Raw genomic sequence first — 13,053 nt, 5'->3', positions numbered from 1 at the left:
AATGCCCCAGATTCTAGACGGTAACGCAACCGCCGCAGCCATCAAGGAAGAGCTGAAGGAGCGCGTCGAGGCGCTCAAGGCTAAGGGTATTACCCCCGGCCTGGGTACCGTGCTGGTCGGTGACGACCCCGCATCCCGCTCATACGTGGGCGCTAAGCACCGCGACTGCGCAGAGATCGGTATTAACTCCATCCGTGTGGACCTGCCCGGTGACATCACTCAGGAAGAGCTCGACGCAGAGATCGACAAGCTGAACAACGACCCGGCGTGCACCAGCTACATTGTGCAGCTGCCCCTGCCCAAGCACCTGGACACCAACCGCGTGCTGGAGCGCATCGCCCCCGAGAAGGACGCTGACGGCCTGCACCCGACCAACCTCGGCAAGCTCGTGCTGAACGTTTCTGAGCCGCTGGACTCCCCGCTGCCCTGCACCCCCAACGGTGTCATTGAGCTGGTCAAGCGCCACGGCATCGACTGGAACGGTAAGAACGTTGTGGTGCTCGGCCGCGGCATTACCGTGGGTCGCCCGCTGGGTCTGCTGCTGACCCGCCGCGAGGTGAACGCGACCGCAACCCTGGCGCACACCGGTACCGAGAACCTGGACGAGGTGCTGCGCGAGGCGGACGTCATTGTTGCCGCTGTGGGTGTTCCTCACGTGCTGAAGGCTCACCAGGTCAAGGACGGCGCAATCCTGCTGGACGTTGGTGTTTCCCGCGCTGAGGACCCGGAGACCGGCAAGAAGAAGCTCTTCGGCGATGTCTCCCCGGAGGCTGCGCAGAAGGCGTCCTGGGTTTCCCCGAACCCCGGCGGTGTGGGCCCGATGACCCGCGCGGAGCTGCTGGTGAACGTGGTTGAGACCGCGGAGCGTCAGGCGGCATAAGGCTCGCAGCATTTTAGAGCTGAAATATTTCAGAGCTGATAACTCAAAAGGGCGGTGCCCCGGTAGAACAATCTACCGGGGCACCGCCCTTCACACTGTCGTCACAAGAGAAAAGGCAGGTGCTAGAGAATCATCTCGTAGAAGTAGGCATCAGCAAGGTACAGGGTCTCTGCGTACTCTACGGGGCTACCTTCTTCGGTGTAGCCGGTCGCGCAGACCTTGAACGCCGCCTCGCCCACGGGAACCTGGTGGTTGAACGCCTCGGCGTCGGCGTCGGTGAAGAGCGCCGCGCTGGTGCGTACGCGGGCGTGCTTAATGGCGTTGGGGGTGTCGGCAAGCTGGTCTAGCGAGCTCATCGCACCGGACATCTCTGCCATCATGGCGTCCAGGATGCTGCTTGCGGCGGCCTTGACAAAGTAGGAACGCTCAAAGCCGATGACTTCGTGGTTGGCAAGACGCAGACGACGCACGAACAGCACCTTCTCGCCCACCGGCACGGATAGGTGGGTGGAGATCTCTTCGGTGGCGTCCATCCAGCGGGTCGCAATCATGCGGGTGGTGCCTTCGAAACCGCGGCGGCGCATATCGTCGGCGAAGGTGTCCACGCGCGGAATGTAGGTGGCGTCGGTGCGCTCGGCAACGTAGGTGCCGGAGCCCTGCACGTTGTAGAGCAGGCCGCGTTCAATCAGAACCTTCAGGGCGCTACGAACCGTCTGGCGGCTCACCCCAAAGTTCTGCTGAATCATACGTTCGGTGGGCAGCTTATCGCCGGGCTTGCCGGGAATAATATAGCGCTGCTCAATGTAGTGGATGACCTGCTCGTACTTCGGGCCGGGAATCGGGGGTAGCTCGTAGCGGCTCTCAGCGTTGTGAGCGGTACTTTCGGATGCGGTGGTGCCCGCAGAATGTGAGGGGGCACCGTGGTCGGTGGTCTGTGAGGAGTGTGAATTCATCACCCAATAGTTTACCGTTCAGCCAGAGAAAAAACGCGCACGAGTGAAAATTTCTCTTCCCTCAAACTGGCATAATTAAGACTATGCATTTTTCTAACACCCCTGCACCGCGCCCGAGCGGTCTGCTTCGCGTGGCAAGCGTGAATGTGAACGGTATCCGAGCCGCCTACAAGAAGGATATGGCGGCGTGGTTGGCGAGCCGTGACATCGACATTCTCTGCCTGCAGGAGGTGCGCGCACCCGACGCTATCGTGCGTGAGCTGCTGGACGAATCCCAGTGGCATATTCTGCACGCGGAGGCTGCCGCGAAGGGCCGCGCCGGTGTGCTGGTGGCGACCCGCCGCACCCCGAACTCGGCCGGTGAACTCCTGGAGAACCAGCCGGTAGCGACCCGTTCGAATATTGGCGAAGAGTACTTTGACGATTCGGGCCGCTGGGTTGAGGCGGACTACGTTCTGCCCAACGGCAAGACCCTGACCGTGGTCAGCGCCTACGTTCACTCCGGTGAGGTCGGCACCCAGAAGCAGGACGATAAGTACCGCTTCCTGGAGCGCATGCTGGTGCGCATGCCTGAACTGGCAAAGCATTCGGACCACGTGCTCATCGTGGGCGATTTGAACGTAGGCCACACCGAGCTGGACATTAAGAACTGGAAGGCTAACCAGAAGCGTGCCGGCTTCCTGCCGGAGGAACGCGCCTACTTTGACCGCTTCTTCGGCGATATCGGCTACCGCGATGTGGCTCGTGAGCTGGCGGGTCAGGTGCCCGGCCCCTACACCTGGTGGTCCTACCGCGGTAAGGCGTTCGATAATGACGCAGGCTGGCGTATCGACTACCACATGGCGACCCCGGCGCTCGCCGAAAGTGCCGTGGAAGCGGTCGTGGACCGCGCGGCAAGCTACGATGAGCGTTTCAGCGATCACGCGCCGCTCGTGGTTGACTACCGCATCGGTGAGTAAGACGCGGACCCACCTACAGATAAGTTTTTGAAGATGTGCTGCACCGTCCGCAGCACCGCACAGGAAGAACTGCACAGGAAATAACTATGGCAGACGAAAAGAAGCAGGATAAGTCCCTCATCCCTAACGCCTCTCAGCAGAAGGCACGTATCTACTCGGGTGCGCAGCCGTCGGCTGATTCGATGCACCTGGGTAACTACATTGGTGCTGTGAACAACTGGGTGGCGTTGCAGGACGACCCGAATAACGAATGCCTGTTCTTTATCCCGGATATGCACGCCATCACCGTTCCTCAGAACCCCGAGGAGCTGCGTGAGCGTACCCGCCTGACCGCGGCACAGTACATCGCCTCCGGCATTGACCCGACCCGCACCCCGCTGTTCGTGCAGTCGCACGTGCCCGAGCACGCCCAGCTGGCGTGGGTTCTGAACTGCTTCACCGGCTTCGGTGAGGCCTCCCGTATGACCCAGTTCAAGGACAAGTCCCAGAAGCAGGGTGCCGAGAACGCCTCCGTAGGTCTGTTCACCTACCCGATTCTGATGGCTGCCGACATCCTGCTCTACCAGGTGGACGGCGTGCCCGTGGGTGAGGACCAGCGTCAGCACCTGGAGCTGACCCGTAACCTGGCTCAGCGTTTCAACTCCCGTTTCGGTGAGACCTTCGTGGTGCCCGAGCCGGTGATTCTGAAGGAAACCGCCAAGATTTACGACCTGCAGGACCCGACCTCGAAGATGTCCAAGTCTGCGGTATCCGATAAGGGCCTGATCAAGCTTCTGGATACCCCCAAGACAACCCAGAAGAAGATTAAGTCCGCCGTGACCGATGACGGCTCTGTCATCGCCTACGACCGCGAGGCTAAGCCCGGCGTCTCCAACCTGCTCTCCATCTACTCGGCGATGACCGGCGAGAGCATCGACGAGATTGTGGCACGCTACGAGGGCAAGATGTACGGCCACCTGAAGGTTGACCTTGCCGATATCGTGGTGGAGCGCCTCACCCCGGTGCGTGAGCGTACCCTCGAGCTTATGGACGACCCCGCCGAGCTGGACCGCCTGCTGGCTGTGGGCGCATCCGCTGCCCGCGAGATCGCTACGGTCACCATTGAGAACGTGTACAAGAAGGTTGGCTTCCTGCCTGCCGCAGCAATCTAGCGCGCTGTTCAGCCAGTCCGGCTGAGACGCCGCATTACCTGCACGATTGAGATGACAGCACAAGAGAACTCTTTGAGCCCCACGACGGCTCCTGTATCCCCGACCCTGAAACCCGGTCGCCGCTACCTGAGCGTTATTGCGCACGTGAGTGGTGAGAATGCTCAGCGCCTGGAAAAGTGGAAGCGCGCGGTAGCCGGTGGTGCGGTGGCGCCTATCAGCACCCACGTGACCGTGTACCTGACGGAGCTGAACGAGTCTCTATTGGCTGCGGTGCAGTCCCCGCAGTTCCGCGAGGCGCTGGACACGCCGCGTTTTGAAGCACGCTGGGGTTCGGTACACTCCTTCCGCCCGGTAACCGAGGTGGAGTACCTGAACCTGGAGGCGGGTAAAACCGAGTTCGAGCAGATTCACCAGAAGCTGGTTGAGCTATTCGGTGCCGGCGCGGCATCCTTCCCCTACGTGCCGCACGTGACCCTGGGCCACGGCTTGAGTGAGGAGCAGGTGGCGAACGCCCGCAAGGTGTTTGACGCTCTGCCCGCCGAGCAGCGTACCTTCACCGTGGATCACCTGCACTGCTACTCCTACGATGGGCAGAACTGGGAAGAAATTGGGGGTCTGCCGCTGCGTTAGTAGCTGGCGCATAAACCCTGCATGCACAAAGAGAGATGCGACCGATAGGTTATCGGTCGCATCTCTCTTTATGTTTTCGCTAGGTTTGCTTCAGCGTGAGAACCCTAGCGGGAGTGGCCCTCGTGAGGCTCGCCAGACTCGCCGGATTAGTGTGCGTCAGCGGAAGCTGAGCTGTGAGCTTCTGCGCCGTGTGCCTCTGCCTCAACCGGTGCAGCGTTCGCAGAAGAAACACCCAGGATCTCGTTCGGGGTCTTCGGAAGCTCCACGCTCATCAGCTCCTTCGGAGCTGCCGGGTTCGACAGGGACACCGCAATGAGCTTCTTGGTCGCCGGATCGGTCATGTAGGCGGTCTTACCGTCCACCCACAGTGCCGGACGCTCGTCCTGCCACGTCTCAGACTCGGTCCACGCCTCCATGAGCTGTACGGAGCCCAGCTCCGCGCCGGTCGCCGGATCGAAGACGCGCAGCTTACCGTCGGTGGTCAGCAGCAGCGCCTCACCCTGAGGGCCACGAGCCAGCGAACGGAAGGTGTAGCTCACGCCAGAAGGCAGGGAGTAGACGGTGCGGGTTGCCGCAACGGTGTCGATAATGGAGAACTTCTCGGGGCGCTCCAGCTTAGCGTCCTTGTCGGTCTTGTAGTCCGCCAGAACGTACTGGGAGTCGGCCTTACCAGCCTGGTTGCCCGAGCGCGAGTACGGGTCCTCGGGGTTGGTGATCTTGGTGAACTTGCCGTCCTTGTAAACCAGCGCGCCGTCGGTGCAACCGATGGTGAACGCGCCGTCCTTAGCGATGGCTTCACCGTGAACGCCGGGGCAGGCGGGGCTCTCGGTGACGGTCTTGCCCTGAGCATCCACAACAGCGGCACCGGTGCGGGTCTTCGAGTCGCCGACCGCTACCAGGTACTGGTCGTTGGGCAGCGGGATTGCGAAGCCGTGGTGAGGCTTCGGCAGGGTGACGGTCGTGGTCTCCAGGGAGGAGGCGGTGCGCTTGTCGTGGGTCAGCTTCGCCGGGTCGTACACAGCGAAGGAGCCGGTGCCGTCAGCGAATGCCGCGACCTTGCCGTTGTCCTTGATGACGTGACCGGTGTGGTCAGCCGCCAGAGACAGCGAAGACAGCGACGGGGAAGTGGTGTAGTAGTGCGAGTGGTCGCCGTGCGCTACGGACCATACGCCGGTGTCCAGGAAGGTGTAGCTGTTGCCGTCTGCAACGACGAGGTGGCGGTTATCGCCAGCGTCGGAGAGGCGCAGGAAGCCTTCCTTGGGGATATCTGCGAGCAGCTTCATATCCTTGGCGTCATAGACGAGCACACCGCCGTCGTAGGTGATGGCGACGCGGCTTGCCGCGCCCTTGCCTTCGGTGATGGGGGCGGGAGTTGCGCTCGCGGAGGTGGAGGCGCTGGGGCTGGTCTGTGCGTTCTGGGAGGTCTGGGAGCCGCAGGCGGTCAGTGCGAGGGCGGCTACAGCGCCGAGTGCACCGGCGCGGGTGAGGAAAAACTTACGGGTCATGTGCATGCACCAAGACTAACATGAGAATGGTTCTCTATAGCGGTTGATCCTTGGCTCGTATCAGACTCTGGAAGTGTAGCCCACGCCGGGTGCGTAAGGCATTCCGACCCCCGCCCAGCCGCAGGGAGCATCCTTCCGCGCCCCACTAGGCAAAAGCCCTGAAACCGCCCGCAAAATGACCCATTAGGGCAAAAGAAAACCGGCTCCCTTCCGAAAAGAAGAGAGCCGGTCTCTAGAGGTATCTTTTGCTCGAGTAAGGCTCATGTGCCTACTCAGGGCTAAAAATTTAGAGGAGGTTGTTCAAGCCTCGCGCCTTGATCTCACCCACGGCATCCTTGACGGCCTGTGCCTTGGAGCGCGGTGCGACCAGCAGGGCATCGGGGGTGTCCACCACGACGATGTCGTCGAGGCCAATGATAGAGATCTTACGCTCGGTGTTTGCAACAACGATGCCGGAGCAACCGTGGTTAATGACGTTGTCCTTCTCGCCGAGGATGGTCAGCTCTTCGCCGCTCTTCTCGGTGTTCAGGCGTGCCACGGCGTCGAAGTCTCCAACGTCGTCCCAGCTGAAGGAGCCGGGAACCATTGCGACGTCGCCCGCTGCTGCTGCGGGCTCAGCCACAGCGTAGTCGATAGCGGTCTTCGGCAGGGTCTCCCACACGCGGTCCATAACAGCCTCACGCTCGGGGGTGTCCCAAGCATTAGCGATTTCCATAATGCCCGCGTACAGCTCGGGCTCGTTCGCCTCGAGGTGCTTGAGCATCAGGGCTGCCGGTGCCACGAACATGCCTGCGTTCCAGGTGTATTCACCGGAGTCCAGGTACTTCTGTGCGGTGGTGGTGTCCGGCTTCTCCACGAAGGTGTCCACTGCGTGTGCGTTGGGAGCACCCTCGATGCCCAGGGGCTCGCTGGCATGAATGTAGCCAAACGCGCTGGAGGGCTCGGTGGGGGTAATGCCGATGGTGACAATCTTGCCGGTTGCCGCGGTGATGACAGCTTCGGTCACCACGCGGTGGAACTCATCCACGGGGCTGATGACGTGGTCAGCTGCGAAGGAGCCGATGATGGCGTCCGGTTCGCGGCGGTGGATGATAGCGCAAGCCAGACCGATAGCTGCAGCCGAGTCCTTGGGGGAGGGCTCCAGCACCAGGTCAGCGGCACGCAGCTCAGGAATCTGCTGGGTAACCGCATTGGCGTGCGAAGTGCCGGTAACCACCATGACGGAACCGTTGCTGAGATCGATGAGACGGTCGTAGGTGTCACGCAGCAGGGAATTGCCCGACGAGGTAAGGTCGAGCAGGAATTTCGGGGCATGCGCGCGGGACAGGGGCCACAAACGCGAGCCAACACCGCCGGCGGGAATAAGCGGGCGGAATCGAGTGAGTGCAGTATTCATCGCTTCAAGAATAGCGGGTGAATTTGTCATATATCGAATTCTTTTAGGTTTTAACAAAAAAGTGTCAGGCGGCTCTCATTTAGGTGATGTTTGAGGTTAGGTTAAGGTAAGTTCCGTACAAACACAGGGGATTAGGGGATATCGTAAAGAAAATGTGCCCTAATTTGCTTTTAGAACCTGTAAAAAAACCCTAAACAGGGTGTCAGTAAGCTGTGAATTTACCTGATATCTTGGAAGTAACAGACGAACAAAAGCAGTCGGTGAGCACACAGCTGTGCCTGGAAGCTGGGGCCTAAAAATGCGGTACCAGAACCCAGACGCTCGCCGTCGCAGCAGGAGGTTATTCAGTGTTGAATGGTTCTAAAGGAACCCTCTACCGCGGCCGCTGGGGCATGTGGTCCTGGGTTGCTCATCGCATTACCGGTATCGCGATTTTCTTCTTCCTTCTTGTACACATCCTAGATACTGCCGTCGTGCGTATCTCCCCGGAGGCCTACAACGGTGTACTGAGCCTGTACAAGAACCCCATCATGGGCCTGGGCGAGACCGCGCTTGTCGCCGCCATCGTCTACCACGCGTTCAACGGTATTCGTATTATCCTTATTGACTTCTGGGGTAAGGCAACCAACTCGCACGTGGAGCACATCCAGGCGAAGAACAAGGACGGCAACGTCGAAATCAGCCAGAAGGCAACCTACATGCACATCAAGATTCTCTGGGTTGTGCTTTTCCTCTGGGCAATCACCGTTGCTGGCTTTGCCGCACGTCACCTGCCGATCGTTTTCTCGCACATGGGAGGTCACTAAACTATGGCTACTCCGCTTAAGCCCCGCACCTATGTACCCCGTCTGCGTGACAACCGCATCGACGGTGTGAAGTACAACCGCTCCTCCTCCAAGCGCAACAACTTTGAGATGTTCGCTTGGCTGGGTATGCGCCTGTCCGGCGTCGTACTCGTCGTGCTGATTTTCGGTCACCTGTTCTCCAACCTTATGGTCGGTGACGGTATCCACGCCATCGACTTCGGCTTCGTGGGCGGTAAGTGGGCTAACCCCTTCTGGCAGGTCTGGGATCTGCTGTTGCTCTGGCTGGCTATGTTGCACGGTGCTAACGGCATCCGCGTCATCATCGATGACTACGCTGAGAAGGACCGCCTGCGCGTTTGGCTGAAGGTCATCCTCTTCGCAGCATGTGCATTCGTCCTGCTGGTTGGTACCCTCACCATCTTCGCGTTCGACCCCTGCCCCTCCGGCGCAGCGGCTGAACTGCTCCCCAGCTTCTGCTCGGCACGCTAACGGCGACGTATCCGAGACAAACGAAAACATCTAAAACACAGAAAGAACATCATGCAGGTACATAAGTACGATGTAGTGATCGTCGGTGCCGGCGGCGCAGGTATGCGTGCCGCCATTGAGGCCGGTCAGCGAGTTCGCACCGCGGTACTGACCAAGCTATACCCCACCCGCTCCCACACCGGCGCGGCACAGGGTGGCATGTGCGCCGCTCTGGCTAACGTTGAAGAGGACAACTGGGAGTGGCACACCTTTGACACCGTCAAGGGTGGTGACTACCTGGTTGACCAGGACGCAGCAGAAATCATGGCTAAGGAAGCTATTGACGCTGTGCTCGACTTGGAGAAGATGGGTCTTCCCTTCAACCGAACCCCCGAAGGCCGCATTGACCAGCGCCGCTTCGGTGGTCACACCCGTGACCACGGTAAGGCTGCTGTGCGCCGCGCATGCTACGCAGCTGACCGTACCGGCCACATGATTCTGCAGACCCTCTACCAGAACTGCGTTCGTCACAATGTGGAGTTCTACAACGAGTTCTACGTTCTCGACCTGATCCTGGTCAAGGACGAAGAGGGCAAGCCCCGCCCCGCCGGCGTTGTCTCCTACGACCTGGCAACCGGCGAGGTCCACGTCTTCCAGGCTAAGTCCGTGATTTTCGCATCCGGCGGCTGCGGCAAGATCTTCAAGACCACCTCCAACGCACACACCCTCACCGGTGACGGCATGGCTATCGCACTGCGTGCAGGCCTGCCCCTGGAGGACATGGAATTCGTTCAGTTCCACCCGACCGGCCTGGCTGGCCTGGGCATTCTCGTCACCGAGGGTGCTCGTGGTGAAGGCGGTATTCTCCGTAACGCTGACGGTGAGCGCTTCATGGAGCGCTACGCACCCACCATTAAGGACCTCGCACCCCGCGATATCGTGGCACGTGCAATGGCAAACGAGGTGCGTGAAGGCCGCGGTTGCGGTCCCCACAAGGACTACGTGCTGCTGGACCTGACCCACCTGGAGCCCTCCCACATCGACGAGAAGCTGCCCGATATTACCGAGTTCGCTCGTACCTACCTGGCAGTGGAACCGCACCACCAGCCCATCCCGGTGTTCCCCACCGCGCACTACGCAATGGGCGGTATCCCCACCAACAACGAGACCGAGGTCTACCGCAACAGCGAAGAGACCATCCCTGGTCTCTACGCAGCTGGTGAGGTTGCTTGCGTGTCCGTCCATGGTGCAAACCGTCTGGGCACCAACTCCCTGCTGGACATCAACGTGTTCGGTAAGCGTGCAGGCCGCAAGGCTGCAGAGTACGCAGCATCCGCTGAGTTCGTGCCGGTTCCGGACGATGCAGCAGATCGCGTTCTGAACATGCTCAACGGTATCCTCGAAGGCAAGGGCACCGAGAAGGTCGGCGCTATCCGCGCAGACCTGCAGAAGGCTATGGAAGCTGACATGCAGGTGTTCCGTACCGATGAGACCATCCGCGCAGCACTGGCAACTATTGCTGAACTGGAAGAGCGCTACAAGAACATCGCCATCCAGGACAAGGGCAAGCGCTTCAACCTCGACCTGCTCGAGGCTGTTGAGCTCGGCTTCCTGATTGAGCTGGCAAAGGTCATGTCCGTTGGTGCACTGCACCGTAAGGAATCCCGTGGTGGTCACTACCGCGAGGACTTCCCCAAGCGTGACGACGTTAACTTCATGAAGCACTCGATGGTCTACCTCGACCCCGAATCCGAGTTTGAGGGTGTCAAGGGTCTGCGATTCGAAACCAAGCCCGTTGTCTACACCCGCTACGAGCCGAAGGAGCGTAAGTACTAAAATGGCTGAAAACGAACTCCCCGAACCGGAATCCGTCAAGCTGTTTGAGGGTATGACCGGCGGCGACTCCGACTCCATCCCCACCTACGATGTGGTCATCAAGATTCGTCGCTACAACCCGGAAGTTTCCTCCGAGGCGTACTGGGATGAATTCCCGCTGACCATGTACCGCACCGACCGCGTGCTCGACGCTCTGCACAAGATTAAGTGGGAAGTAGACGGCTCCGTCTCCTTCCGCCGCTCCTGCGCACACGGCATCTGCGGCTCGGACGCAATGCGCATCAACGGCCGTAACCGCCTGGCTTGCAAGACCCTGCTGAAGGACCTTGACCTGACCAAGCCGATTACCGTTGAGCCCATCAAGGGTCTGCCCTGCGAAAAGGACCTCATCGTTGACATGGAGCCCTTCTTCCAGGCATACCGCGAAATCATGCCGTTCTTCATCAATGACTCGAACGAGCCTGAGCGTGAGCGTCTGCAGACCATTGAGGACCGTGCACGTTTCGATGACACCACCAAGTGCATCCTCTGTGCAGCATGTACCTCGTCCTGCCCGGTCTTCTGGACCGACGGTCAGTACTTCGGCCCCTCCGCTATCGTGAACGCACACCGCTTCATCTTCGACTCGCGCGACGATGCAGGCGACCTGCGTCTGGAAATCCTCAACGACAAGGAAGGCGTGTGGCGTTGCCGCACCACCTTCAACTGCACCGAGGCTTGCCCCCGTGGCATCCAGATCACCAAGGCTATTGCCGAGGTGAAGCAGGCAATCCTGAGCCGCTCGCTCTAATCTGAGCACGCGGTATTAGCTGATACAGCATTGACGATTCAAGCCGTCACCCGCACCGGGTGGCGGCTTGAATCGTTTGACAGAAAAGGTCCGGCAGGAAATGGCGGGGCAGAGCATTTTCGGGGGCTCGGGCGCGCACAAAAACTCTTCACAATCTGTCATAAAGTCATAGATATTCTCGAGGGCTGTCAGAAAGAGGGAACGGGTAGGTAAACCCCGGCGAGCGGCGTTATTCTACTGTGTATGGTTTTTGCTAATTCTCGCTACGATTTGTCCACCCCCGTCTTCGATGACTGGGTGGAGCGCATGATGGGTACCCTCGTGCAGTTCCGCCGCGAAGTGCACGCCAACCCGGAGCTTTCTTTCCGCGAGGTGGTGACCACTGAGCGCCTCATGAACCGACTGCGAGAAGCCGGCATGAACCCCGTCGCTTGCGAAGGCACCGGCTGCTACGTCGATATCGGAAGCGGCCCCTTCGCCGTGGCTCTGCGTGCCGATATTGATGCTCTGCCCATTGTTGAGCAGACAGACCTGCCCTACGCCTCCACCGTGCCTGGTGTGATGCACGCCTGCGGCCATGATATTCACCAGACCGTCATGCTCGGTGTAGCTCTGGCACTGCACGAGCTGAACGAGAAGACCCCGCTGGGCCGTAGCGTCCGCATTCTTTTCCAGCCCGCTGAAGAGCAGCTGCCCGGCGGTGCGGTGCAGATGATTTCGCAGGGTCTGCTCAAGGATATTCCGCGTGCTTTCGCTCTGCACTGTGACCCGAAGGTGGACCTGGGCCAGATCGGTACCCGCATCGGTGCGATTACCAGCGCCTCGGATACCGTGAAAATTCATCTGAGCGGTCACGGCGGCCACACTTCTCGCCCGCATCTGACTGAGGACCTCATCTATGCGATGAGCCAGATTGCTGTGCAGGTTCCCGCCGTGCTGACCCGCCGCACCGACGTTCGTTCGGGTGTGCTGGTGGCATGGGGCCAGGTCAGTGCTGGCGTTGCCCCCAACGCTATTCCCGCCGAGGGCTACCTGGCGGGTACCATGCGTTGCCTGGACGTTGAGGTTTGGCGCCAGGCAGGCAACCTGCTGGACGAAGTGATCGAGCAGGTCGCTGTACCCTTCGGCGTGAAGGCGCGGGTGGAGCACATCCGCGGCGTACCCCCGGTCGTGAACACCGATCTGGAAACCACCATGCTTGAGAACGCAGCCCGCGCCGAGCTGGGCGAGGACTCCATCGTGCTGGTCGAGCAGTCCATGGGTGGCGAAGACTTCGCGTGGATGCTACAGGAAGTTCCCGGTTCCATGTTCCGCCTGGGTACCCGTGCCCCCGGCGACCCCACCTATGATCTGCACCAGGGCGATTACGCCCCGAGCGAGCAGGCAATCGGCATTGGTGTGCGCGTCATGGCGGCAACCGCCCTGCGCGCCGTCCGCTTTGAACTGGCGAAGGCTGCGAAGGCTGCGAACCCCATCCGCGATGAGGCGCGCTAAAGAGCCACTCGAAAGCTCATGAGTCAGGCGTAAAGACGCGACTATTTTGCCACATCAAGCCTTGAAAGCTGTACAAGTTTCACCCCGTCACCTCTCACCGAGTGACGGGGTGAAACTCTATGCACGCGATAGAATTAAAGGGATTATGAGGACATTTGCGTTATGTTCCCGACCCCGTGCCCACA

Annotated in this window: 12 protein-coding genes; 9 read left to right on the top strand and 3 right to left on the bottom strand. The window is 60.2% G+C overall.

The annotated features are described in order from the left end of the window. Position 1: 1 nt before the first annotated feature. Entirely contained in the window at positions 2-880 is an 879-nt protein-coding gene (locus ROTMU0001_RS07255) for a bifunctional methylenetetrahydrofolate dehydrogenase/methenyltetrahydrofolate cyclohydrolase (protein WP_005508973.1), read from the top strand. A gap of 122 nt (positions 881-1,002) precedes the next feature. Here the strand turns inward: ROTMU0001_RS07255 and ROTMU0001_RS07250 are convergent, their stop codons facing one another. Further along, on the bottom strand, positions 1,003-1,836 hold the full coding sequence (locus tag ROTMU0001_RS07250; RefSeq protein ID WP_005508972.1) for a GntR family transcriptional regulator: 834 nt from the start codon (positions 1,834-1,836) through the stop codon (positions 1,003-1,005). 80 nt (positions 1,837-1,916) lie between these two features. Here ROTMU0001_RS07250 and ROTMU0001_RS07245 point away from each other — a divergent pair, with 80 nt between their 5' ends. The 3 genes from ROTMU0001_RS07245 (at position 1,917) to ROTMU0001_RS07235 (ending at position 4,573) form a co-directional block, all read left to right on the top strand. Further along, positions 1,917-2,792: an exodeoxyribonuclease III gene (locus ROTMU0001_RS07245; protein ID WP_005508971.1), complete on the top strand. Its 876-nt coding sequence runs from the start codon at positions 1,917-1,919 to the stop codon at positions 2,790-2,792. Between the two features lie 86 nt (positions 2,793-2,878). Beyond that, entirely contained in the window at positions 2,879-3,943 is a 1,065-nt protein-coding gene (gene trpS / locus ROTMU0001_RS07240; RefSeq protein ID WP_005508970.1) for a tryptophan--tRNA ligase, read from the top strand. A gap of 72 nt (positions 3,944-4,015) precedes the next feature. Continuing rightward, positions 4,016-4,573 carry a 2'-5' RNA ligase family protein gene (locus ROTMU0001_RS07235; RefSeq protein WP_005508969.1) on the top strand — a complete coding sequence of 186 codons (558 nt, stop codon included), beginning with the start codon at positions 4,016-4,018 and terminating at the stop codon, positions 4,571-4,573. 146 nt (positions 4,574-4,719) lie between these two features. Here the strand turns inward: ROTMU0001_RS07235 and ROTMU0001_RS07230 are convergent, their stop codons facing one another. Then, positions 4,720-6,078 carry a hypothetical protein gene (locus ROTMU0001_RS07230; protein ID WP_005508968.1) on the bottom strand — a complete coding sequence of 453 codons (1,359 nt, stop codon included), beginning with the start codon at positions 6,076-6,078 and terminating at the stop codon, positions 4,720-4,722. Positions 6,079-6,364: 286 nt separating this feature from the next. Beyond that, complete coding sequence (locus ROTMU0001_RS07225) at positions 6,365-7,474, bottom strand: mannose-1-phosphate guanylyltransferase (RefSeq protein ID WP_044143506.1); 1,110 nt, start codon at positions 7,472-7,474, stop codon at positions 6,365-6,367. A gap of 347 nt (positions 7,475-7,821) precedes the next feature. On the opposite strand from ROTMU0001_RS07225, the gene sdhC reads away from it, so the two are divergent. The 5 genes from sdhC to ROTMU0001_RS07200 all read left to right on the top strand — a co-directional run bounded on the left by sdhC (position 7,822) and on the right by ROTMU0001_RS07200 (position 12,868). After that, the gene (gene sdhC / locus ROTMU0001_RS07220; protein ID WP_005508964.1) at positions 7,822-8,280 is read left to right on the top strand and encodes a succinate dehydrogenase, cytochrome b556 subunit; all 459 of its coding nucleotides are present in this window, start codon (positions 7,822-7,824) and stop codon (positions 8,278-8,280) included. Positions 8,281-8,283: 3 nt separating this feature from the next. Continuing rightward, positions 8,284-8,769 (top strand): succinate dehydrogenase hydrophobic membrane anchor subunit, encoded by a 486-nt coding sequence (locus tag ROTMU0001_RS07215; protein ID WP_005506820.1) that lies wholly within the window; start codon positions 8,284-8,286, stop codon positions 8,767-8,769. Between the two features lie 51 nt (positions 8,770-8,820). After that, a complete protein-coding gene (sdhA, locus tag ROTMU0001_RS07210; protein ID WP_005508963.1) occupies positions 8,821-10,584 on the top strand; it encodes a succinate dehydrogenase flavoprotein subunit in 1,764 nt (587 codons plus the stop codon). A gap of 1 nt (position 10,585) precedes the next feature. Beyond that, a complete protein-coding gene (locus ROTMU0001_RS07205) occupies positions 10,586-11,374 on the top strand; it encodes a succinate dehydrogenase iron-sulfur subunit (RefSeq protein ID WP_005508960.1) in 789 nt (262 codons plus the stop codon). A gap of 243 nt (positions 11,375-11,617) precedes the next feature. Beyond that, positions 11,618-12,868, top strand: a complete 1,251-nt coding sequence (locus ROTMU0001_RS07200) for an amidohydrolase (RefSeq protein WP_005508959.1) — start codon at positions 11,618-11,620, stop codon at positions 12,866-12,868. Positions 12,869-13,053: the final 185 nt, after the last annotated feature.

The organism is Rothia mucilaginosa ATCC 25296 (assembly GCF_000175615.1).
Classification (GTDB): domain Bacteria; phylum Actinomycetota; class Actinomycetes; order Actinomycetales; family Micrococcaceae; genus Rothia; species Rothia mucilaginosa.
This window is presented reverse-complemented; position numbering and strand designations above follow the sequence as displayed.

Coding starts and splice junctions, on each gene's coding strand:
- ROTMU0001_RS07215 (WP_005506820.1), top strand. CDS start 8,284: ATGGCTACTCCGCTTAAGCCCCGCACCTATGTACCCCGTCTGCGTGAC.
- ROTMU0001_RS07255 (WP_005508973.1), top strand. CDS start 2: ATGCCCCAGATTCTAGACGGTAACGCAACCGCCGCAGCCATCAAGGAA.
- ROTMU0001_RS07245 (WP_005508971.1), top strand. CDS start 1,917: ATGCATTTTTCTAACACCCCTGCACCGCGCCCGAGCGGTCTGCTTCGC.
- ROTMU0001_RS07230 (WP_005508968.1), bottom strand. CDS start 6,078: ATGACCCGTAAGTTTTTCCTCACCCGCGCCGGTGCACTCGGCGCTGTA.
- ROTMU0001_RS07225 (WP_044143506.1), bottom strand. CDS start 7,474: ATGAATACTGCACTCACTCGATTCCGCCCGCTTATTCCCGCCGGCGGT.
- sdhA (WP_005508963.1), top strand. CDS start 8,821: ATGCAGGTACATAAGTACGATGTAGTGATCGTCGGTGCCGGCGGCGCA.
- ROTMU0001_RS07205 (WP_005508960.1), top strand. CDS start 10,586: ATGGCTGAAAACGAACTCCCCGAACCGGAATCCGTCAAGCTGTTTGAG.
- ROTMU0001_RS07200 (WP_005508959.1), top strand. CDS start 11,618: ATGGTTTTTGCTAATTCTCGCTACGATTTGTCCACCCCCGTCTTCGAT.
- trpS (WP_005508970.1), top strand. CDS start 2,879: ATGGCAGACGAAAAGAAGCAGGATAAGTCCCTCATCCCTAACGCCTCT.